Origin of the sequence: Bacillus sp. SH7-1 (assembly GCF_008042405.1) — a bacterium.
GTDB lineage: Bacteria > Bacillota > Bacilli > Bacillales > Bacillaceae_G > Bacillus_A > Bacillus_A thuringiensis_N.
The window spans coordinates 274,417-295,319 of the sequence record NZ_QNUD01000009.1; the positions used below are offsets into that span (position 1 = coordinate 274,417).

The following is a 20,903-nucleotide window of genomic DNA, read 5'->3' on the forward strand; positions in this document are numbered from 1 at the left end:
GCTATTTTAAAGAGTTTTTTTCTTCTTCACTATAGCCACTTTGCATTATACACTATTTACTCATTTTAATGGAATTGTCTTCCTCTAGAAGCTAGTAGGAAACAATTATTTAACATACTCACCGTAAAAATATTTTTTGCTATACATCTATAATTATTGGTGATATAATGCTTTTGTTTTATAGAAAATAAAGTGAAGCTCCCATCTCAGAAAAGCTTTTGTGAATGGCAGAAAAACAAGTCTCATTCTAAAAAAAACTTAACTTTTTTAGAACAAGATTATATAAAACAAACTCTAATAAATATTAAAAAAAGAAGGGGTGTATAGATTGTCCCAATACGAAACACCATTGTTTACCGCTTTAGTTGAGCACAGTAAGCGAAATCCAATTCAATTCCATATTCCAGGTCATAAAAAAGGACAGGGCATGGATCCTGAATTTCGCGAATTTATTGGGCATAATGCATTAGCAATTGATTTAATTAATATTGCGCCGCTCGATGATTTACATCATCCAAAAGGTATGATTAAAGAAGCACAAGATTTAGCAGCCGCTGCATTTGGTGCGGATCATACTTTCTTTTCTATTCAAGGTACAAGTGGTGCAATAATGACAATGGTGATGAGCGTTTGCGGTCCTGGTGACAAAATACTAGTGCCACGAAACGTGCATAAATCAGTAATGTCAGCTATTATTTTCTCAGGTGCAAAACCTATTTTCATGCATCCTGAAATCGATCCAAAACTTGGTATTTCACATGGAATCACAATTCAATCTGTCAAAAAGGCACTTGAAGAGCACTCAGATGCGAAAGGCTTACTTGTTATTAATCCAACATACTTTGGCTTTGCTGCGGACTTGGAACAGATTGTACAATTAGCACATTCTTACGATATCCCTGTACTCGTTGATGAAGCACATGGTGTTCATATTCATTTTCACGATGAACTGCCGATGTCAGCGATGCAAGCCGGTGCAGATATGGCAGCAACAAGTGTTCACAAATTAGGTGGATCTTTAACGCAAAGTTCTATTCTAAATGTAAAAGAAGGTCTTGTGAACGTAAAACATGTTCAATCTATTATTAGCATGCTTACGACTACATCAACTTCCTACATCTTGTTAGCATCCCTAGATGTTGCTAGAAAACGTCTTGCTACAGAAGGAACGGCACTCATAGAACAAACAATACAATTAGCGGAACAAGTTCGTGATGCTATAAATGCTATTGAGCATCTTTACTGTCCTGGTAAAGAAATGCTAGGTACGGATGCTACTTTTAACTATGATCCTACAAAGATAATTGTATCTGTGAAAGATTTAGGTATTACAGGCCATCAGGCTGAAGTATGGCTTAGAGAGCAATATAACATTGAAGTAGAACTCTCAGATTTATACAACATACTATGTCTTGTCACTTTTGGGGATACTGAAAGTGAGACAAATACACTTATTGCAGCATTACAAGATTTAGCAGCAACATTTAGAAGTAAAGCTGATAAAGGTGTTCAAATACAAGTAGAAATTCCAGAAATACCAGTGTTAGCACTTTCTCCTCGAGATGCTTTTTATTCTGAAACAGAAGTCATCCCATTTGAAAATGCAGCAGGTCGTATTATAGCTGATTTCGTTATGGTTTATCCGCCAGGGATTCCAATCTTTACTCCGGGGGAAATTATTACACAAGATAACTTAGAGTATATTCGTAAAAACTTAGAAGCGGGTTTACCTGTACAAGGTCCTGAAGATATGACATTACAAACATTACGTGTGATTAAAGAGTACAAGCCTATCAGTTGATAGGCTTTTCTTTCACCCTTTTTCCCTTTTCTCATACGATATTGAGTAATGTAATGTATAGGTGGGGATACTATTATGATTGTAATAGGCCGTTCTATTGTACATCCTTATATCACAAATGAATATGAGCCATTTGCAGCTGAGAAACAACAAATTTTATCTATAATGGCAGGAAATCAAGAAATTTATTCCTTCCGGACATCTGATGAACTCAGCTTTGACCTAAATTTACGAGTTAATATTATTACTTCTGCATTAGAACTTTTTCAAAGTGGATTTCAGTTTCGCACATTTCAGCAATCCTTTTGCAACCCTCAGTATTGGAAAAGAACGTCCCTTGGAGGATTCGAGCTCCTTCCAAACATACCCCCTTCCATTGCCATACAAGATATTTTCAAAAACGGAAAACTATATGGAACTGAATGCGCCACCGCTATGATCATTATTTTTTACAAAGCTTTACTCTCCTTGTATGAGGAGGAAACTTTCAATCGTCTCTTTGCAAATCTTTTACTTTATACGTGGGACTACGACCAAGATTTAAAGCTCATAACAAAAACGGGTGGCGATCTTGTCCCAGGTGATCTCGTTTATTTTAAAAATCCACAAGTGAATCCAGCTACAATTGAGTGGCAAGGGGAAAATACAATCTATCTAGGAAATTTCTTTTTTTACGGACATGGCGTAGGTGTAAAAACAAAAGAGGAAATTATATACTCGTTAAATGAACGACGAGTCCCTTACGCTTTTATTTCAGCTTTCTTGACCGATACTATCACCCGTATTGATAGCCGTCTCATGAGCCACTACACCTCTCCTAACACTCCACAGACATCCATAGGATTTATTCCGATTAGAGATGATGCAATCGTTGCAACAGTAGGTCATACGACTACAATTTATTAAAAAAAGCACCTACACATGTAGGCGCTTTTTTTCTTATTATTAAGCTTTTGTATGTTCTTTATGAGTACAGTCGCAATGAGATCCGCATTTTCCGTATAGCACTGTTGATTTTTCATCTTCAAAATGTCCAATTGTTCCTTCACATACTTGGCATACGATTGTTCCCATTTTTCATTTCCCCCTGAGTTTTTATAGTAATCTACTTATTTATCATTAAGCTTTCGCATTATCTCTATTAGCACAGTCACAATTTGTTCCACATTTTCCGTAAAGTACTGTCGTTTTCTCATCCTCAAAATGTCCGATTGTTCCTTCACATACTTGGCATACGATTGTTCCCATTTTTCATTTCCCCCTAAGTTTATGGTCCTAAAAACTTTTAGCTGTCCATTTCCTATCCATTATTGGGCTTTTGTATGCTCTGTGTGATCACATCCGCAAGATCCACATTTCCCGTAAAGTACCGTTACTTTTTCATCCTCGAAGTGCGCAATTGTACCTTCACATTCTTGACATACGATCGTTCCCATTTTTCATTTCCCCCTAAGTTTATAATCCCAAAAACTTTTGTAACCGCTTAACTTTCTGTCTTTATTTTAATATGTTATACTTTTTACGTCAATAGGTTTTTAGTATAACACATTAAATATTTTATTTTTTAATTAGTATGCGATATTCAAATAAAAAAACAGCCATATTTATACGTACGACTGTTTTACATTAATTATTCTTCATATTCCGCATGCAAAGAAGTAGATGGAACTAGAAACGAGAAAAACTGAGCTAATTCCGCTGCTTCACCTTCTGATCCTAATTTAAAAATTTCCTGCAAATATTGAACATTCTCTACATCATCTCGTCCAAGTAAAGTAGATCTTCCTGTTTGCATGCAAACAATGAGTGGCTTTCCAAAAAACATATTTGTATAAATAATACCAAAATCATAACGAGTATCATGTGTCATAACCCCCAAAAATCGTACCTTCACACTTTCATGCTCATCATACAATTTTTCAAACATTGGTTTCCACCTTTCCACATCACCTTTCATTAGTATATTAAACAAAAAAAGGAATACTCCTTTTAATTGTCAAAAAATTCAGTAGGATGTAAAATAATAGTATTCTACTAAGTTAGGGGGAACTTATATGCAACATGCCTTTATTACGCTTGTACCTAAATCCAATCAACAATCTGTTTCAATAGATGATATAAAACAACTTTTTCATTATTATAAAACAGTTACTTCCAAAACTGGTGTTCAAATTAATTACACTTATACAAATACCGCTTTTCCTTATGAAATTTTAGATACATCAGCAACAACATTAAAACTACAATCTACTCACGATCGATATGACTCCATTTATGTTGGTGTTGGTATAGAAAAGGAACAATCTTTTATTCAGATTTCTTTACCACCTAATGCAACATTTGGTGATAAAGGAAAAGCAAATGAATTTTGCCGTTTTCTAGCGAAGAAATTAGAAGGAGAGTTACAACTATTTAATGGAAGAACAATGTATTTCTATAAACGTTAATTTAAAAAATAGAAAATATAATTAAGAAAAGTATGCAATTTGAACACGTAAGGAATAATGCTTGCTTTCTAATTTGCAATACAAAATATGCGATCACATATGCTAAATAAAGAAATACAAAAAATAGAATGACTTTGTAATGCAACTTATCACCATTTGACAATGATAATACAACGGAAAAACCACTCCATAATAAAAAATGATAAAATATAACATGTAATATTCTCATGGAACCTTCTCCTTTGACATGCTCTATTTTATTAATATATGGGATTAAGTTTGAATCAATTACATATTATACGAAAGCATATATGGCTTTTGGATTAACATATGTTCTAACGATTCAATTCAAGTATTATATATTCATTCGACAAGTACATATAAAGACCTTGCAAGCCATTTTATTAAAATAAAAAATAGCCCATCTCTTTAAATAAGAGATGGGCTATTTTCATTGCTTAAATTATTTTACAATGTGAATTGGCATTCCAAGAGCAACTTCAGCTGCTTCCATTGTGATTTCACCTAATGTTGGGTGAGCGTGGATTGTTTGAGCGATATCTTCTGCTGTCATTCCAGCTTCGATAGCTAAACCAATCTCAGAAATAATATCAGAAGCGCCTGCACCTGCAACTTGAGCACCTACAAGAAGACCATCTTCTTTACGTGTTACAAGTTGTAAGAAACCGTCAGTGCTGTTTAATGATAATGCACGACCGTTAGCAGCGAATGGGAACTTAGATACAGTTACTGTCATTCCAGCTTCTTCAGCTTGTTTCTTAGTGTAACCAACAGATGCTAATTCTGGATCAGTGAAGCATACTGCAGGAATTCCGATGTAATCGATAGCTGACGCATGGCCACTAATTGCTTCAACAGCTACTTTACCTTCGTAAGAAGCTTTGTGAGCTAATGGTGGTCCAGGAACGATATCACCGATTGCATAGATGTTTGGTACGTTTGTACGACATTGCTCATCGATTTCGATGATGCCGCGGTCAGTCATTTTAACTCCAACTTGCTCAAGACCGATTTCTTGAGTGTTTGGACGACGACCTACAGTTACTAATACGTAATCTGCTTCTACAGTTTGGATTTCACCTTTAACTTCGAAGCTAACTTTTACGCCAGTTTCTGTTTCTTCAACGCCTTTAGCCATAGCTTTTGTATGGATATTTACGTTACCTTTTTTCTGTAGAGCACGTTTTACAACAGAGCTCATAGCTTTTTCGAAACCAGCTAAGATTTCGTCGCCAGCTTCTACTACAGTAACTTCTGTACCGAAGTTAGCATATGCAGTACCTAATTCCATACCGATGTAACCGCCGCCGATTACAACAAGTTTTTTAGGAATTTCAGGTAAGCTTAAAGCGCCTGTAGAGTTGATAACACGTTTAGAGTATTTGAATCCTGGAATTTCGATTGGTGTAGAACCAGTTGCAAGAACAGCATTTTTAAACGTATAAGTTTGAGCTGCATCTTCAGTCATTACGCGTAATGTGTTAGCATCTACGAAATAAGCTTCACCGCGAATGATTTCAACTTTGTTACCTTTAAGAAGGCCTTCAACACCGCCAGTTAATTTCTTAACTACGCCGTTTTTCCATTCTTGAACTTTTGTAAAGTCAACTTTTACGTTCTCTGCAGTGATACCCATGTCATCAGAATGCATTGCATTCTCATAACGATGACCTGCATTGATTAACGCTTTTGAAGGAATACATCCAACGTTTAAGCATACGCCACCAAGGTTAGCTTTTTCAATGATTGCTACCTTTTGACCTAATTGTGCTGCACGAATTGCCGCAACGTATCCACCAGGACCTGCACCAACAACGACTGTATCTAATTCAATTGGGAAATCTCCTACTACCATTGTTATTACGCCTCCATTACTAATAATTGTGGGTCATTCAATAGACGTTTAATTTGGTTTAATGCTTTTTGAGCAGTTGCGCCGTCAATTAAACGATGGTCAAAGCTTAGAGATAATGCTAATACTGGAGCTGCAACGATCTCACCGTTTTTCACAACTGGTTTCTCAGCGATACGGCCGATACCAAGGATTGCTACTTCTGGGTGGTTGATAACTGGAGTGAACCATTGTCCACCTGCAGAACCAATGTTTGTAATTGTGCAAGAAGCACCTTTCATTTCAGTTGGAGCTAGACGACCTTCACGTGCTTTACCAGCAAGATCATTGATCTCGTTAGAAATTGTGAAGATAGACTTGCGATCTGTATCTTTAACAACTGGTACTAATAAACCTTTGTCTGTATCAGCTGCGATACCGATATTGAAGTAATGTTTATGAACTACTTCTTGAGAAGCATCATCTAAAGAAGTGTTTAACATTGGGTATTCACGTAATGCAGATGTTAAAGCTTTAACAACGTATGGAAGGTAAGTTAATTTAATACCTTTGTCAGCTGCAACAGCTTTGAACTTCTTACGGTGAGCAACAAGTTCTGTTACATCTACTTCATCCATTAATGTTACGTGAGGAGCTGTATGCTTAGAGTTAACCATTGCTTTTGCAATTGCTTTACGGATACCACTCATTTTCTCACGAGTTTCTGGATATTCACCAGCTGGGATTGGTTGTGCTTTTGGTGCTTCTTCTTTCGCTGCTGCTGGAGTAGCTTCTACTGCTGCTGGAGCCTCAGTTGCTGCTACTGCTTGTCCACCATTTGCAAATGCATCGATGTCAGCTTTTACGATACGACCGTTCTTACCAGAACCAGCTACTTTATGAATGTCTACGCCGTTTTCACGAGCATATTTACGAACTGATGGCATAGCGATTACGCGCTCATTTACTACTTCTGCAGTTGCTGCTGGAGTAGCTTCCGCTGCTGGAGCTTCTACCGCTTCTTCAGCTTTTGGAGCTGCATCATGATCGTCACCTTTAAATTTAAGGTTTTCGTATCCAGGAGCATCAAATTTAATTAATGTATCTCCTACAATTGCAACTGTTCCTTCTTCTACAAGTACTTCAAGTACTTTACCTTTAACAGGAGAAGGGATTTCTACTACTGCTTTATCATTTTGTACTTCAAGAAGTACATCGTCTTCGTTTACTTCATCGCCTGGTTTAATAAACCATTTTACGATTTCACCTTCGTGGATACCTTCACCGATATCTGGTAGTTTAAATTCAAATGCCACGGAATTCAGCCCCCTGATTCATTTCATTATTATGGAATATGTACAAAAGAAACCAGCATGTGCTGATTTCTTTTGCACATGAAAAGCTAAAAATTAGAAGTTCATTACTTTGTTAACAGCTTCAACAATATCTTTGTGGTTTGGTAACCATACGCTCTCAGCTTGAGAGAATGGGAATACTGTATCAGCAGCTGCAACACGTACAACTGGAGCTTCTAAGTTTAAGATTGCACGGTCGTTAATTTCCGCTACAACGTTAGCTGCAATACCAGCTTGTTTTTGTGCTTCTTGAACTACAACTACGCGGCCTGTTTTTTCAACAGAAGCGATGATTGTTTCGATATCTAATGGTTGAACTGTACGTAAGTCAACAACCTCTAAAGAGATACCTTCTTTTTCAAGTTCTTCAGCAGCTTTTAATGCAGCGTGAACCATAGCACCGTAAGCGATAACAGATACATCTGTACCTTCACGTTTGATATCAGCTTTGCCTAAATCAATTGTGTATTCGCCTTCTGGCACATCTTGACGGAATGAACGGTACAATTTCATATGCTCTAAGTAAATAACTGGATCGTTGTCACGAATCGCAGAGATTAAAAGACCTTTTGCATCATATGGAGTTGATGGAATAACAACTTTTAGACCAGGTTGTTGAGCCACTAATCCTTCTAAGCTATCAGCATGTAGTTCAGGAGTATGAACACCACCACCGAATGGAGAACGAACTGTTACTGGAGCAGTCCAACGTCCACCAGAACGGTAACGCATACGAGCTAATTGACCAGAAATTGAATCCATTACTTCATAAACGAAACCGAAGAATTGGATTTCTGGAACTGGACGGAATCCTTCAAGTGCAAGTCCAACTGCAAGTCCACCAATACCAGACTCTGCAAGTGGAGTATCCATTACACGGTCTTCACCGAATTCAGCTTGTAAACCTTCAGTAGCACGGAATACACCGCCGTTTACACCAACGTCTTCACCAAACACAAGTACGTTAGGATCATTTTTCATTTCAACGCGTAAAGCATCAGTGATTGCTTGAATCATTGTCATTTGAGCCATGGCTTACTTCGACTCCTTTTCTTTGTAAATTTCATATTGTTCAGCTAAGTTGTAAGGCATTTTTTCGTACATGATTTCCATTAAATCAGTAACTTTTTGTTTTGGAGCTTGGTCAGCCTTAGCGATTGCTTGTTTGATATCTTCTTTCGCTTCTTCGATTACTTTCTCTTCAACTTCTTGAGACCATAAGCCTTTGTTTTCTAAGAAAGCACGGAAACGTACGATTGGATCTTTTTGTTCCCATTCGTTTTCGATATCTTTTGTACGGTAACGAGTTGGGTCATCACCAGCCATTGTATGTGGACCGTAACGGAATGTTAAAGTCTCGATTAAAGTAGGACCTTCGCCATTTACTGCGCGCTCACGAGCGAAAGCAGTTGCTGCGTATACAGCTAATGGATCCATACCGTCTACTTGAATTCCGTAAATACCTGCTGCTACTGCTTTTTGAGCTACAGTTTTAGCTGCAGATTGCTTTTCTACTGGAGTAGAGATTGCATAACGGTTGTTTTGTACAACGAAGATTGCTGGAGCTTTGAATGCACCCGCAAAGTTCATACCTTCGTAGAAGTCACCTTGTGAAGCACCACCGTCACCAGTGTAAGTAATTGCAACAGATTTTTTACCACGTAGTTTCATACCTAACGCAACACCAGCAGTTTGGATGATTTGCGCACCGATAATGATTTGTGGAGCAAGTGCATTTACGTTCTCAGGCATTTGGTTACCCATGAAATGTCCACGAGAGAATAAGAATGCTTGGTATAATGGTAAACCGTGCCATACTAATTGTGGCACATCACGATATCCTGGTAAGATGAAATCTTCTGCTTCAAGTGCGAAATGACTTGCTAATTGAGAAGCCTCTTGTCCAGCTGTTGGTGCGTAGAAACCTAAACGTCCTTGACGGTTTAAAGAAATAGAACGTTGATCTAGTACGCGAGTATACACCATACGGCGCATTAATTCTTTTAATTGATCATCAGATAATTCAGGCATAGCTGCTTCATTCACAACTTCGCCTTTTTCATTTAAAATTTGTAATGTTTCAAATTGAGCTGCGATAGCTTTCATTTGCTCATCAACATTAAATAGGGTCTTTTTTGTTTTAGTACCCATTCCGTTCACCTCTTCCTCTCTTGAACCATATTCTGAAACGCTTTCACTATCTATTAGCTAGACTGAAAACGCAACAATGTAAACCAACAAATTTATCTGTCGGTTGAGAATAATTTTGTGTACCTAACAATCTGTACTAATGTTTTTTCAGAAACATATTAATACAATCTTGATCACGTTTTTTAGTTTACAACTATTCTAATTACGATGTCAATTACTTTGAATACGTTTTTTTATAAATAATCTGCAGGTCTCTTCTACACAAACGTGTTTTTATTTTTCACATCTGTATTAGTAAGCATTAACCCGCTGTTATATTATTCCCTTTTTCACTTATTTTTTCTCTTAGAATAATATGTAAACGATTTAATTCTCTTTAGTTTTTCTCTCTTCTTAACAAAAATATACAAACTCTCCTTCCTTTTATAGGTAATTACCCATACATTTCTACCCTTCGCTCCATACATTATAGTAACCGCAGTATTAGCGGGAAATGATAAAGGAGGTCATCTCATGTACGGATACTCATATTGCTATCCAACTTGTTCATATCCTTCCTACGGTTATGGCGGTTCTTGTGGCGGGTCTGGACGCGGCTTCGCCTTAATCGTTGTGTTGTTTATTCTTTTAATTATCGTTGGTGCTGCTTGCATTCGCTAATGTAAAATGAAACAACTATGGAAAGAAACAGACGGCTTTGCCGTCTTTTCTTTTTATTACATACATATTCTATAGTAGAACGCTTTCCAAAGCGCTTCCCCTTACTTGCCGATGACTTTTTCCATCTCCTTTGGTAGACTAAGGGGGAAAGGAGAGATTACATATGCTTACAATGAAAGAGGTAATTCGCGAAGGAGATCCTATTTTGCGAAACGTTGCAGAAGAGGTAGTAATACCAGCGAGTGAAGAAGATACAAATACACTTAAAGAGATGATTGAATTTGTAATAAATAGCCAAGATCCTGAACTGGCTGAAAAATATAGTTTACGCCCTGGAATCGGATTAGCAGCTCCACAAATCGGTATTTCAAAGAAAATGATTGCAGTTCATGTAACAGATACGGACGGTACGTTATATAGTCATGCATTATTCAACCCAAAAATCATTAGTCATTCTGTTGAACGTACATATTTACAAAGTGGTGAAGGCTGTCTATCAGTAGACCGTGAAGTACCTGGTTATGTCCCTCGTTACACAAGAATTACCGTGAAAGCAACATCTATCAACGGCGAAGAAGTAAAATTACGTTTAAAAGGTTTACCAGCAATCGTATTTCAGCATGAAATTGACCATTTAAATGGTATTATGTTCTATGATCACATTAATAAAGAAAATCCATTTGCTGCTCCTGACGATTCAAAACCTCTGGAGCGATAATAAAAAAAGGCGGAGTTAATCTTCCGCCTTTTTTTATTATGAAATGGGTTTCATATTCATTTATAACAATCCGGCCCATTTTAATCCATGATATATGCCGTCTTCACTAACATCCTTTGTCACGTGATTTGCAAGTTTTTTCAAATCCTCATGACCATTCCCCATCACAATACCTGTCCCAACTGCTTCAATCATTTCTAAATCATTTAAGCCATCTCCAAATGCATACACTTGTTCACGGTTAAACCCTAACTTCTCAATGAATTTCTCAATCCCTTTTGCCTTAGATCCACCATTTGGAATGATATCCATTGAATACGCATGCCAGCGAATAAAATGAAAGTCCGGGTACTGATTAATAAACTTTTCCTCTTCATTGACTTCACAGAAAAGCAGAGTTTGATAAATATTACGCTTCTCATAAAAATCAGGTTCATATGCCGGATGTTCAAAGTTTAAACTCCCAAAACCTTCTTTCACATAATCATGATATTCTACTGACGCTCTCATTTCTTGATGATCAAGATATACAAGTGGATATCCTTCTTGTTTTGCAAACTGAGTAAACTTATGCAGGGCAGCCGAATGTAACGGATTATTGAATACTACCTCATCCTCAAATACAACGTATTGTCCATTAAAACTAACATAATTATGTATATTAAGTTCCTTACGAATATCTTCAAACATAAATGGCGCACGTCCTGTCGCAATTGCTACATGCACACCTTTTTCTTGTAAATGTCTTACTGCATCTCGTGTAGATTGCGGAATTTTTTTATCATGATCTAATAATGTTCCATCAATATCAAAAAAGACAATTTTATCATTCATTTGTCAAAATCCTTTCTGTTACTCTATATTCCTATTTTGATTATCGCTTTTCAAATGCTAAAAAAAAGTATAACATATTAAACATCTGTGAAGAAAGCGTTCACTTTCTGACCTTATTTACGAAACCTGCATATATATATTAGTAAAAAATGTGGATACTTGTTCGTATGAATTTTCTTTTCTATTCTTTCTCATACTATACCTATAACTAACGGCTACTAATCGTTACTATAAAATAACTTTCCCTGTATGAGAAAGGACAAGATTCAACATTCACTTTTGTCCTCTTTCTTATATCAGAGACGGAGTTTTCACTAGTAATATGCATGTTCAAAATAAGGAAAGGAAGGAGTAATCATGCTGAAGAAGCTGAAGAAAAAGCTCAAGCGTTATTTAAATGATTTAGTCCGTAAAAAGACAATCGCTTAAATTGTGCCCATTTCGGGCTTTTTCTTCATTCTCATTCGAAAAAACATGAAAATCGTGACTGTTTGCTTTATAATAAGTAACAGATAATGCAAAACATAGACAAGGAGAGGTTTTCCAAATGATTTTTAAAGTATTTTATCAAGAAAAATTAACTGAGGTTCCAGTACGTGAAAATACAAAGGTTTTATACTTAGAGGCTACGTCTCAAAAGGATGTTCGTAAAAAATTAAATAAGTTCGCATATAATATTGAGTTTGTTCAGTCTGTTACTGGTAATCATCTTGAATATGAAAAACAAAACGCTGATTTAATATTAGCGGAAATCGTATAGTCATATGAAATTTCTAAAGAATGATCAGGCTGCCGTTTTTGCTTTAGGTGGACTTGGTGAAATCGGTAAAAATACATATGCTGTTCAATTTCAAGATGAAATTATTATAATTGACGCTGGAATTAAGTTTCCAGAAGACGAACTCCTCGGAATCGATTATGTAATACCAGATTACACTTATTTTGTGCGAAACGAAGATAAAATTAAAGGATTATTCATTACACATGGTCACGAAGATCATATTGGTGGAATTCCTTACCTATTACGTCAAGTGAACATTCCGATTTATGGCGGAAAATTAGCAATTGCACTAATCAAAAACAAATTAGAAGAGCACGGATTACTTCGTAAAGCAAAACTTTATGAAATTCAAGAAGATGATGTTATTAAATTTAAAAAGACATCTGTTTCCTTCTTCCGTACAACTCACAGTATCCCAGATTCATACGGAGTTGTTGTGAAAACACCTCAAGGACAAGTGGTTCATACTGGCGATTTCAAATTTGATTTCACTCCAGTCGGTGAACCAGCAGACTTAACAAAAATGGCTGAAATCGGAAAAGACGGTGTACTTTGTCTCTTATCTGACAGTACAAACAGTGAAGTTCCAAACTTTACAATGTCTGAGCGCCGTGTTGGTGAGAGTATTCAAGATATTTTCCGCAAAGTAGAAGGACGTATTATCTTTGCAACCTTTGCATCAAATATCCATCGTCTACAACAAGTTGTTGAAGCAGCTGTTGAAAATAATCGTAAAGTGGCTGTATTTGGTCGAAGTATGGAAGCAGCGATTGAAATCGGACAAAACCTTGGTTATATTCGCTGTCCAAAAGATACATTCATAGATACATCTCAACTAAACCGCCTACCAGCTAATAAAGTTGTTATTTTATGTACAGGTAGTCAAGGTGAACCAATGGCAGCACTTTCACGTATTGCTAATGGTACTCATCGTCAAATTCAAATCATTCCTGGCGACACAGTTGTTTTCTCTTCTTCACCAATCCCTGGTAATACCATTAGTGTAAGCCGTACAATTAACATGTTGTATCGTGCTGGTGCTGATGTAATCCACGGAAAACTGTCAAACATTCATACGAGTGGACATGGCGGACAAGAAGAACAGAAACTAATGCTTCGTCTAATTAAACCGAAGTATTTCATGCCAATTCATGGTGAATATCGTATGCAACGTATGCATATGAAGTTAGCAAATGATTGTGGCATTCCAGAAGAAAACTGTTTCATCATGGATAATGGAGATGTTCTTGCCTTGCGTTCTGATGAAGCAAGTGTAGCCGGTAAAATACCATCTGGATCTGTCTATATTGACGGAAATGGTATTGGAGATATCGGTAATATCGTATTACGCGATCGTCGTATTCTTTCTGAAGAAGGCCTTGTTATTGTAGTTGTAAGTATTGATATGAAAGAGTTTAAAGTTGCAGCAGGACCTGATATTATCTCACGTGGTTTCGTTTATATGCGCGAAAGTAGTGATTTAATTAATGATGCTCAAACATTAATTACAACTCATTTAGAAAAAGTAATGGAACGCAAAACAACACAGTGGTCTGAAATTAAAAATGAAATTACAGATACATTAGCACCATTCCTATACGAGAAAACGAAGCGTCGCCCAATGATTTTACCAATCATTATGGAAATATAAGAAAAAGGACAATACCTTCATGGTATTGTCCTTTTCTCTTATCTTAAAAAGTGTTTAAAACGATCCACTTCATCATCATGACCAATTACAATTAATATATCTCCCGCTTGAATATTTTCCGTAGCTCGAGGAGATACAATAACTTCTTTACCACGTTTAATCGCTACAATATTCAATCCAAACTTCGCACGAATATCTAATTCGATTAAAGAATGACCATCAATTTTTTTATTTGCAATAATCTCTACAATACTATGCTCATCTGAAAGCTCCAGATAGTCTAATACATTACTTGATGCAATATTATTAGCAATCCTTTTTCCCATATCACGCTCTGGGTGCACAATGTGATCCGCCCCTATTTTACTTAACACTTTTTCATGGTAATCATTTTGAGCTTTTACAGTAATGTTTTTTACACCTAACTCTTTCAGAATTAATGTTGTTAAAATACTTGAATTCAAATTATCTCCAATAGCAACGACTACATGATCAAAATTACGAATACCAAGACTTTTTAATACCATCTCATCTGTTGAATCTGCAATTACAGCATGCGAAGCTATGTTTGCAAACTCATTAATTTTATCCTCATCTGAATCAATTGCCATTACTTCCATACCTAATTGAGCGAGTTCTCGGCAAATACTTCCACCAAAACGTCCAAGCCCAATGACAGCAAATTCTTTCTCTTTTTCACCCACAGGAATTCCTCCAATAACATCGAATACTATGTATTTTTATTGTAACATACTTTAGATTTGCTACAAAAACCTGTATATCATTCTTATTTTTGTTTTTGCATATAAAAATACTGCTGTAAATAAAATGCGATACTGAAAATTAACATACCAAATACAAATATATTTCCAAATGAACTAAATGTTTCAAAAACGAATAATAACGTTTCTTGTCCAAAGAAAGCAAATAGTAGTTGTATAAATGCGAATAGCAATGCCAATATATAATGATGTTGATGGAATAAATAATGCGTCGCACCTAAAAAAGCGATAAACGAAATGATGAAAATCCACCAATTTTCTAAAAATAGTTGCCAATTAGTAAATTGATATCCATTTACTAATATTGCAATAATTCCTATAACCGCCATCGTTGGCACACTCCAAAATAATGCTCGCCCTCTAAAGAAGTGAGTCCCTTTAACATCACCTTTTTCATGTGCAATGTATGTTAATACTACCGTACTTATGTACAAAACAGAAAGAATTGTTAAAACGATAATAAGCCAAAAATGTAATTGATAATACTCATGCTCTATGTTTGTCACGATAGCCGCTAACATACAAGGAATTAACATTCCAGTCCAACCATCTACTTTTCTTTCATTCCAAAATACTGTGTTACCAATCCGTATTCCTAACAACATAAAAATAATGATACCTAGTACAAATAATGTCGTTTTATTCCCTACTAAGCTCGTTGAAAAAGCAATTAATCCAATAAATAAAAAGAGCACAAACCCATTCATAATTTCTAATACAGGTGATAAATATCTCTTCACCCATTTATATGTTTCGTCATATTCATGATTATCTACTAAACGGTAGGCATAAAAACTTATCCCAAAATACACCGCCGCAATAATAACATACGCATATAAGACGAAACACAACATCGCACTGCTAATTTGCACGTAATTCCCCACCCTTTTTTCTATGTTTCACCTTGATTTTACACATTTTTCACACAAAATGTAAACATATATAAGTTAGTTAACTAATCATCTTCTCAATAAGCGATAATGAATAATGAGCAGCGGCTCAAAACCACTGCTCATTATTTTATCCATTTGTATGCCAATGTCTATCCAAAGCAAATATGAAAGTTGTTTTCGCCCTGGAACTAACAAGTACCCATTTTAAATTTTTGCAAAGTTGGTGAACAAGTTCACTTTCTAGTTCCTTTCCACTTCACGTATTGATCTAAAAATACGATAGCTTTCTCAATAGCCTCTTCATCTGGTTTTAATTTTGCGTGGTGTAAACCATATTCTGAATTTACCCCAAGCCAAAACATAAATCCAGGAATCTCTTGAAGCATATAACCAAAATCTTCACCTGTCATTGCCTCAGTACATGTAATTACATTCATATCAGTTTGTTCACTTACAAATTGCATAAACTCTCTCGTTAATGCTTCATGGTTATATACTTGATGATACATTGCACCGTAGTCAATAACCGCTTCACATTGGAAAGAAGCTTCTATACCTGCAACAATCGCCTCAATCCTACTTTTAACACGACTCATTGATTCCACTGATAACGTTCGGATCGTTCCTTCTAACCGAGACTTTTCTGCTATGATGTTTTGAACTGTACCACCTGTTATTTTTCCAATTGTAATCACTGCACTATCAAGAGGATTCACATTACGACTAATAACGGATTGAAGTTGTGTAACAAGGTGACTTGCTGCAACAATCATATCATTTGCAGTATGCGGGTAGGCTGCATGTCCACCTTTTCCTTTTAAATCAACATATAACTCAGATGTATTCGCAAATAATAGCCCCTCTTTTGTTGCAATTGTTCCTACAGCGTATTCAGGTGCAATATGAAGACCAAGAATAATATTCGGCTTCCATTCTTTTAACTCTTCACTCTCTAACATAGGAAGAGCCCCTCCTGGTCCTTCTTCAGCTGGTTGGAATAGAAACACAAGGTCATCATCTATTCTTTCTGTTACAGCTGCTGTTAGAAGGCCTAAACCGATTGTTGTATGCAGATCGTGTCCACATGCATGCATCATTCCTTCATGAATAGAAGCAAATTCATATCCAGTTTCTTCTGTAATTGGCAAACCGTCTATATCTGCTCGATAACCTATAATTTTTTCTGGTTTTTTTCCATTTACTTTAACAATGACACCCGTTTTCCATACTTTCACTTCCACATGTTCATTCGAAAGCGTTCCTATGTAATCTAAAATATACTGTTGTGTTTTCCACTCTTTAAATCCAATTTCCGGTATTTTGTGTAGGTCTCTACGAATTTGAACGAATTTGCTTACTACCATTTTTGCACCTCTATCTATAAAAAGCGTAAGAGCCCGTTTACGCTCTTACGCTTTTTTGTTTTTATTTCTCTGGGTTTAATTGACGAAGCTCTTGTTTAATTTCAGTTTTTGCTTTTGTCTTCTCATCAATCTCTTTAATTACACGTGCTGGAGTTCCCGCAACAACTGTATATGGAGGTACATCTTCTGTTACAACAGCTCCTGCTGCTACAACTGCACCTTTACCTACTGTAACTCCCTCTAACACAACTACGTTAGCACCAATTACAACATCGTCTTCAACGATAACTGGTTTTGCTGAAGGTGGCTCAATAACACCTGCAAGTACCGCACCTGCACCTACGTGACAGTTCTTACCAACAGTTGCACGTCCACCAAGTACTGCGTTCATGTCGATCATAGAACCTTCACCAATTACAGCACCGATATTAATTGTTGCATTCATCATAATAACAGCGTTGTCGCCGATTTCAACGTGGTCACGAATAATCGCGCCTGGCTCAATACGAGCTTTAATACCTTTTAAATCAAGCATTGGAATTGCAGAATTACGACGGTCATTTTCAACAACGTAATCAACGATGTTCTTGCTGTTTTCATCAAGAATTGTCTTAATTTCAGACCATTCTCCAAATAATACACCAGACTTTTTATTTACAAATGCTTGTACCGTTTCAGGGAATGTTACTTCTTTTAAATCCCCTTTTATGTATACCTTTACAGGAGTTTTCTTTTCACTTTTTTGTATAAACGAAATAATTTCGTTAGCGTCCATCATTTTCATTCTTGTTGCCTCCTAAATCCATTTATAATGTTACTCTACCAAACGATAGAGCGAGTAGCAAGATAATAATCCTATTTTTCCATTTGAATTTCTTCTATAATTTCTAAAAATGCTTGTACTTGCTTTAATTGTCTAGCTGATTCACTCGTCAACAACCATGTTTCTCTCGTTAATTGAACAGGTGTTTTATACATATTTTCCTGTACCTCTTTTAAAACAGTAGAAGGTAACAGGGCATAACCTATACCATTTAAAACGAGTTGTTTGCACGTCTCGATTTGATCAACCACAATCGTTCTCTTAGGTGGATTAGAAAATAAACCATACCACCAATTTTGTATTTGTCCATAATAAGTCGAATCACTTTTAAATTGAATAAATGGTCTATTTGTTTCTTTTAACATTGAAATATCTTTTATTTCTTTATCTACTAAATAAAGTTCATCTTCAAATAATTGTTGCTTCTGACCTTTATATTCTTGTGTTCCTCTCAATATAGCAACATGAACGTCTCCTTCATAAAATTGCTTTTGCACTTCACTACTCCAGCCAGTAAACAGCGATATCTTCACAGAAGGATATTTATGCACAAACTTCTTTAGAACAGGAGGAAGCCAATATTGACCAATAACTGATGCAACAGCTATCTTTAACGTTCCGTGAGTTTCTGTTCTAAAAACAGCTAGCTCACTTTTAATATCCTCTTCTCTTTGTAGCATTTCTTTTGCATAATTTGCGACTTTTTCCCCTTCAGGTGTAATTGTCAATCCTTTTTGCGAGCGAATAAAAAACTTCATTCCCCATTGTTTCTCCATAGATTGTAATCGTTGACTAAGCGCAGGTTGTGAAACAAATAAACGTTCCGCCGCTTTTCTCATATTTGATTCCTGAGCTAATACAACCATCATTTGAAAATCATCAATTTGCAACTTTCTCCCTCTTTCCTTAGCTTCCATACACCTTATTTCAATAAGCTTTTCATCCTTAATTTAACTACATACTCTTATATTTTTTATCTTTTTAAATATAATACATACACAACTGATATGCACGAAAAAAAAGTGACTTCTCAGTTTCTATGAAGTCACCTTTCTTACATTATCGATTATGTTGCCTTACTTTTTTATTCAACAATTTTAAAATAGCTCGACGTGTTAAAATCCCCTCAAAATACCCCTCTTCATTGACAGCGCAAATAAAAGGATGATCAATTGTCATTTCTAAAGCTTTTGCAAATGAATCTTCTAACTTAAGAACCGGAATGTCCTCCTTCATCACCTGTTCTACTTTCATTTCTTCAAGTCTTTCAAACTCAATGCGCTCTAGCCCTAACATACCGTCTAAAATCATAGCAGTACTAATTAATCCGTGTAATTTATACATCGGGTCCAAAACAGGTATCGCCGAATATCCAGATTTCACAAGTACGAGTAAAGCATGCTCTAAACCATTCCCTATTTGGACATGTGCTACTTTTTCTGATGAAATGATTAAATCTTTCACAAAAATTTGTTGAAACTCGTCTTTCGGAATACTAATCATATTACATCCCCCAATTTCCCTTTTTCCTACTTATAATCACCGGCTCTATCCATATTTTATGACAGCGTTTTCATATTATTATTTTGTCCTTACTTTATTTCAATAAAAACAAAATTACACAGCTATTTTAGCATACAACACAAAAAAAAGACTACCATTCCGGTAGCGCTTAATACCCTTTATTTTTTAATCTGTAAAATAACCTCGTGATTTTTTTATATTGCATCGCATCTGTCTTTTTTAAACCATTCTCAATATCTGTAAGTTCCACAGATAAAATTTCACTCGCATAATTTTGCTGGAATAAAATATCTAGTAACAAACTTTCCTCTTCTTCCGTTAACACAAATTCCCTTTTCATATACCCCTCTCCTTATACTCGCATCGTTACTCCTATTATATAAAATTTCTTACCCATTTAATAGATGTAATATTCAGTTTTTAATAAAAGATATATGAAAATGGTTTTTTATTTCGTATAACGATTTGCATAACTAAAAGCAGCATAAGCATCCGGTTTAATCTTTGCAGTTAATCCCATCGCTTGAATTTTCTCTGTCATATCTAGAATAAATTCTTTTGTTAAACCATCATTTCCGATATCCAAGTGAATTTCCATTATAAATCCAGCCCCATCTTGCGCATATGGGTGCAATAAATCCCATATTGTTTGTATATGATTTGGAGTAAATAGACATGCGATTTCTTGACTAAACTGCGTCTCTAAATATATTTTCTCACGTAAAGTTGCTGGCTTATCTTTTACTGATTTATGGTGCAAGCACCCCCAGGCTCCTTTTCCAACGCGGTGAATATGAATTGCCGTAATAAACCTTGTATCCTTTTGATGTGCCTGTGAGTCTGTCCCAATGGATAAGCGATATAAATTTCGTGGATCCTTTTCAATGAAATTACAAATACGGGTAAAGACCATATCAAAATTTAAATGTCTCTCTGAAACATTATAAAATTTATGTTCACCGGCCACATAGTCACGTCCTTTCAATTAGACAGACTTTTCGTATTCTCATTGTATGGGACAAAAACAAAAATTATAACTTCCTACCCTTTATTCGTTTCAATGTTCCGAATGACATAATGGCAAACCTGACACGTATAAATTACATTTTGATTAGATTGAGCCGTTAATACATGAATAATCTCAGTAGAATTGTGACAATTAGGACAAATCACCACTGGTAAACGTTCCATACAGCACACCTCCTCATTATTTTCATCCCGCTATTTACTATCCGTAAACACCCAATTAGTGATGGCTAATAAGCAG

26 protein-coding genes are annotated in these 20,903 nt (G+C 35.9%); 7 read left to right on the top strand and 19 right to left on the bottom strand.

The annotated features are described in order from the left end of the window. Positions 1-328: 328 nt before the first annotated feature. Both speA and DN390_RS10340 read left to right on the top strand, forming a co-directional pair. Positions 329-1,801, top strand: a complete 1,473-nt coding sequence (speA, locus tag DN390_RS10335; RefSeq protein ID WP_141439200.1) for an arginine decarboxylase — start codon at positions 329-331, stop codon at positions 1,799-1,801. 75 nt (positions 1,802-1,876) lie between these two features. Continuing rightward, positions 1,877-2,707 (top strand): protein-glutamine gamma-glutamyltransferase, encoded by an 831-nt coding sequence (locus DN390_RS10340; protein ID WP_060632072.1) that lies wholly within the window; start codon positions 1,877-1,879, stop codon positions 2,705-2,707. A 39-nt stretch (positions 2,708-2,746) separates the two neighbouring features. Here DN390_RS10340 and DN390_RS10345 read toward each other — a convergent pair whose 3' ends face one another. The 4 genes from DN390_RS10345 to DN390_RS10360 form a co-directional block, all read right to left on the bottom strand. Then, positions 2,747-2,875, bottom strand: a complete 129-nt coding sequence (locus DN390_RS10345; protein WP_063223152.1) for a GapA-binding peptide SR1P — start codon at positions 2,873-2,875, stop codon at positions 2,747-2,749. Between the two features lie 45 nt (positions 2,876-2,920). Further along, positions 2,921-3,049 (bottom strand): GapA-binding peptide SR1P, encoded by a 129-nt coding sequence (locus DN390_RS10350; protein WP_060632074.1) that lies wholly within the window; start codon positions 3,047-3,049, stop codon positions 2,921-2,923. Positions 3,050-3,108: 59 nt separating this feature from the next. Further along, a complete protein-coding gene (locus tag DN390_RS10355) occupies positions 3,109-3,237 on the bottom strand; it encodes a GapA-binding peptide SR1P (RefSeq protein WP_060632075.1) in 129 nt (42 codons plus the stop codon). 194 nt (positions 3,238-3,431) lie between these two features. After that, complete coding sequence (locus DN390_RS10360; protein WP_147807294.1) at positions 3,432-3,728, bottom strand: DUF3055 domain-containing protein; 297 nt, start codon at positions 3,726-3,728, stop codon at positions 3,432-3,434. A gap of 127 nt (positions 3,729-3,855) precedes the next feature. Here DN390_RS10360 and DN390_RS10365 point away from each other — a divergent pair, with 127 nt between their 5' ends. Then, positions 3,856-4,248 carry a DUF1885 family protein gene (locus DN390_RS10365; protein WP_097950712.1) on the top strand — a complete coding sequence of 131 codons (393 nt, stop codon included), beginning with the start codon at positions 3,856-3,858 and terminating at the stop codon, positions 4,246-4,248. 1 nt (position 4,249) lies between these two features. Here the strand turns inward: DN390_RS10365 and DN390_RS10370 are convergent, their stop codons facing one another. From DN390_RS10370 to pdhA, 5 genes are all read right to left on the bottom strand, one after another. Beyond that, complete coding sequence (locus DN390_RS10370) at positions 4,250-4,477, bottom strand: hypothetical protein (protein WP_001221351.1); 228 nt, start codon at positions 4,475-4,477, stop codon at positions 4,250-4,252. A gap of 234 nt (positions 4,478-4,711) precedes the next feature. Then, on the bottom strand, positions 4,712-6,124 hold the full coding sequence (gene lpdA, locus DN390_RS10375) for a dihydrolipoyl dehydrogenase (RefSeq protein ID WP_000260104.1): 1,413 nt from the start codon (positions 6,122-6,124) through the stop codon (positions 4,712-4,714). Between the two features lie 5 nt (positions 6,125-6,129). Beyond that, positions 6,130-7,416: a pyruvate dehydrogenase complex dihydrolipoyllysine-residue acetyltransferase gene (pdhC, locus tag DN390_RS10380; RefSeq protein ID WP_060632079.1), complete on the bottom strand. Its 1,287-nt coding sequence runs from the start codon at positions 7,414-7,416 to the stop codon at positions 6,130-6,132. A 93-nt stretch (positions 7,417-7,509) separates the two neighbouring features. Then, positions 7,510-8,487, bottom strand: a complete 978-nt coding sequence (gene pdhB, locus DN390_RS10385; RefSeq protein ID WP_000068166.1) for a pyruvate dehydrogenase complex E1 component subunit beta — start codon at positions 8,485-8,487, stop codon at positions 7,510-7,512. Between the two features lie 3 nt (positions 8,488-8,490). Continuing rightward, a complete protein-coding gene (gene pdhA / locus DN390_RS10390) occupies positions 8,491-9,606 on the bottom strand; it encodes a pyruvate dehydrogenase E1 component subunit alpha (RefSeq protein ID WP_000536893.1) in 1,116 nt (371 codons plus the stop codon). 513 nt (positions 9,607-10,119) lie between these two features. Here pdhA and DN390_RS10395 point away from each other — a divergent pair. Together DN390_RS10395 and def are read left to right on the top strand one after the other, a co-directional pair. Further along, positions 10,120-10,266, top strand: coding sequence for a YjcZ family sporulation protein (locus DN390_RS10395; RefSeq protein ID WP_000274562.1), 147 nt, complete (start codon positions 10,120-10,122; stop codon positions 10,264-10,266). A gap of 163 nt (positions 10,267-10,429) precedes the next feature. Next, positions 10,430-10,984, top strand: a complete 555-nt coding sequence (gene def / locus DN390_RS10400; RefSeq protein ID WP_097950711.1) for a peptide deformylase — start codon at positions 10,430-10,432, stop codon at positions 10,982-10,984. Between the two features lie 60 nt (positions 10,985-11,044). Here the strand turns inward: def and DN390_RS10405 are convergent, their stop codons facing one another. Next, on the bottom strand, positions 11,045-11,818 hold the full coding sequence (locus DN390_RS10405) for a Cof-type HAD-IIB family hydrolase (protein ID WP_060632081.1): 774 nt from the start codon (positions 11,816-11,818) through the stop codon (positions 11,045-11,047). 547 nt (positions 11,819-12,365) lie between these two features. Between DN390_RS10405 and DN390_RS10415 the strand changes: the two genes are divergently transcribed. Both DN390_RS10415 and rnjA read left to right on the top strand, forming a co-directional pair. Beyond that, positions 12,366-12,578, top strand: coding sequence for a DNA-dependent RNA polymerase subunit epsilon (locus DN390_RS10415; RefSeq protein ID WP_060632082.1), 213 nt, complete (start codon positions 12,366-12,368; stop codon positions 12,576-12,578). Positions 12,579-12,582: 4 nt separating this feature from the next. Continuing rightward, positions 12,583-14,250, top strand: coding sequence for a ribonuclease J1 (gene rnjA, locus DN390_RS10420; protein ID WP_060632083.1), 1,668 nt, complete (start codon positions 12,583-12,585; stop codon positions 14,248-14,250). 38 nt (positions 14,251-14,288) lie between these two features. Here the strand turns inward: rnjA and DN390_RS10425 are convergent, their stop codons facing one another. The 9 genes from DN390_RS10425 to DN390_RS30605 form a co-directional block, all read right to left on the bottom strand. Continuing rightward, the gene (locus tag DN390_RS10425; protein ID WP_000504032.1) at positions 14,289-14,954 is read right to left on the bottom strand and encodes a potassium channel family protein; all 666 of its coding nucleotides are present in this window, start codon (positions 14,952-14,954) and stop codon (positions 14,289-14,291) included. An 83-nt stretch (positions 14,955-15,037) separates the two neighbouring features. Continuing rightward, positions 15,038-15,904 (bottom strand): hypothetical protein, encoded by an 867-nt coding sequence (locus DN390_RS10430; protein WP_060632084.1) that lies wholly within the window; start codon positions 15,902-15,904, stop codon positions 15,038-15,040. Positions 15,905-16,158: 254 nt separating this feature from the next. Beyond that, positions 16,159-17,289, bottom strand: a complete 1,131-nt coding sequence (locus tag DN390_RS10435) for an N-acetyldiaminopimelate deacetylase (protein WP_147807295.1) — start codon at positions 17,287-17,289, stop codon at positions 16,159-16,161. A 61-nt stretch (positions 17,290-17,350) separates the two neighbouring features. Continuing rightward, entirely contained in the window at positions 17,351-18,073 is a 723-nt protein-coding gene (gene dapD, locus DN390_RS10440) for a 2,3,4,5-tetrahydropyridine-2,6-dicarboxylate N-acetyltransferase (protein WP_060632086.1), read from the bottom strand. A 71-nt stretch (positions 18,074-18,144) separates the two neighbouring features. Further along, positions 18,145-19,029 carry a LysR family transcriptional regulator gene (locus DN390_RS10445; protein ID WP_001984809.1) on the bottom strand — a complete coding sequence of 295 codons (885 nt, stop codon included), beginning with the start codon at positions 19,027-19,029 and terminating at the stop codon, positions 18,145-18,147. 142 nt (positions 19,030-19,171) lie between these two features. Next, a complete protein-coding gene (gene cbpB, locus DN390_RS10450; RefSeq protein WP_063223143.1) occupies positions 19,172-19,615 on the bottom strand; it encodes a cyclic-di-AMP-binding protein CbpB in 444 nt (147 codons plus the stop codon). A 169-nt stretch (positions 19,616-19,784) separates the two neighbouring features. Continuing rightward, positions 19,785-19,976 carry an antirepressor AbbA gene (abbA, locus tag DN390_RS10455; RefSeq protein ID WP_097950708.1) on the bottom strand — a complete coding sequence of 64 codons (192 nt, stop codon included), beginning with the start codon at positions 19,974-19,976 and terminating at the stop codon, positions 19,785-19,787. A gap of 108 nt (positions 19,977-20,084) precedes the next feature. Continuing rightward, positions 20,085-20,603, bottom strand: coding sequence for a ribonuclease H-like YkuK family protein (locus DN390_RS10460; protein ID WP_097950707.1), 519 nt, complete (start codon positions 20,601-20,603; stop codon positions 20,085-20,087). A gap of 74 nt (positions 20,604-20,677) precedes the next feature. After that, positions 20,678-20,827 carry a hypothetical protein gene (locus DN390_RS30605; RefSeq protein WP_063223140.1) on the bottom strand — a complete coding sequence of 50 codons (150 nt, stop codon included), beginning with the start codon at positions 20,825-20,827 and terminating at the stop codon, positions 20,678-20,680. Positions 20,828-20,903 lie beyond the last annotated feature (76 nt).

Excerpts from the sequence above, each read along its gene's own strand:
- DN390_RS10405 (WP_060632081.1), bottom strand. The coding sequence starts at position 11,818 with ATGAATGATAAAATTGTCTTTTTTGATATTGATGGAACATTATTAGAT.
- DN390_RS10445 (WP_001984809.1), bottom strand. The coding sequence starts at position 19,029 with ATGGAAGCTAAGGAAAGAGGGAGAAAGTTGCAAATTGATGATTTTCAA.
- DN390_RS10350 (WP_060632074.1), bottom strand. The coding sequence starts at position 3,049 with ATGGGAACAATCGTATGCCAAGTATGTGAAGGAACAATCGGACATTTT.
- DN390_RS30605 (WP_063223140.1), bottom strand. The coding sequence starts at position 20,827 with ATGGAACGTTTACCAGTGGTGATTTGTCCTAATTGTCACAATTCTACT.
- cbpB (WP_063223143.1), bottom strand. The coding sequence starts at position 19,615 with ATGATTAGTATTCCGAAAGACGAGTTTCAACAAATTTTTGTGAAAGAT.
- dapD (WP_060632086.1), bottom strand. The coding sequence starts at position 18,073 with ATGAAAATGATGGACGCTAACGAAATTATTTCGTTTATACAAAAAAGT.
- DN390_RS10435 (WP_147807295.1), bottom strand. The coding sequence starts at position 17,289 with ATGGTAGTAAGCAAATTCGTTCAAATTCGTAGAGACCTACACAAAATA.
- def (WP_097950711.1), top strand. The coding sequence starts at position 10,430 with ATGCTTACAATGAAAGAGGTAATTCGCGAAGGAGATCCTATTTTGCGA.
- DN390_RS10415 (WP_060632082.1), top strand. The coding sequence starts at position 12,366 with ATGATTTTTAAAGTATTTTATCAAGAAAAATTAACTGAGGTTCCAGTA.
- pdhB (WP_000068166.1), bottom strand. The coding sequence starts at position 8,487 with ATGGCTCAAATGACAATGATTCAAGCAATCACTGATGCTTTACGCGTT.
- rnjA (WP_060632083.1), top strand. The coding sequence starts at position 12,583 with ATGAAATTTCTAAAGAATGATCAGGCTGCCGTTTTTGCTTTAGGTGGA.
- DN390_RS10365 (WP_097950712.1), top strand. The coding sequence starts at position 3,856 with ATGCAACATGCCTTTATTACGCTTGTACCTAAATCCAATCAACAATCT.
- DN390_RS10355 (WP_060632075.1), bottom strand. The coding sequence starts at position 3,237 with ATGGGAACGATCGTATGTCAAGAATGTGAAGGTACAATTGCGCACTTC.
- DN390_RS10395 (WP_000274562.1), top strand. The coding sequence starts at position 10,120 with ATGTACGGATACTCATATTGCTATCCAACTTGTTCATATCCTTCCTAC.
- abbA (WP_097950708.1), bottom strand. The coding sequence starts at position 19,976 with ATGAAAAGGGAATTTGTGTTAACGGAAGAAGAGGAAAGTTTGTTACTA.
- pdhA (WP_000536893.1), bottom strand. The coding sequence starts at position 9,606 with ATGGGTACTAAAACAAAAAAGACCCTATTTAATGTTGATGAGCAAATG.
- DN390_RS10340 (WP_060632072.1), top strand. The coding sequence starts at position 1,877 with ATGATTGTAATAGGCCGTTCTATTGTACATCCTTATATCACAAATGAA.
- DN390_RS10360 (WP_147807294.1), bottom strand. The coding sequence starts at position 3,728 with ATGTTTGAAAAATTGTATGATGAGCATGAAAGTGTGAAGGTACGATTT.
- DN390_RS10345 (WP_063223152.1), bottom strand. The coding sequence starts at position 2,875 with ATGGGAACAATCGTATGCCAAGTATGTGAAGGAACAATTGGACATTTT.
- DN390_RS10370 (WP_001221351.1), bottom strand. The coding sequence starts at position 4,477 with ATGAGAATATTACATGTTATATTTTATCATTTTTTATTATGGAGTGGT.
- lpdA (WP_000260104.1), bottom strand. The coding sequence starts at position 6,124 with ATGGTAGTAGGAGATTTCCCAATTGAATTAGATACAGTCGTTGTTGGT.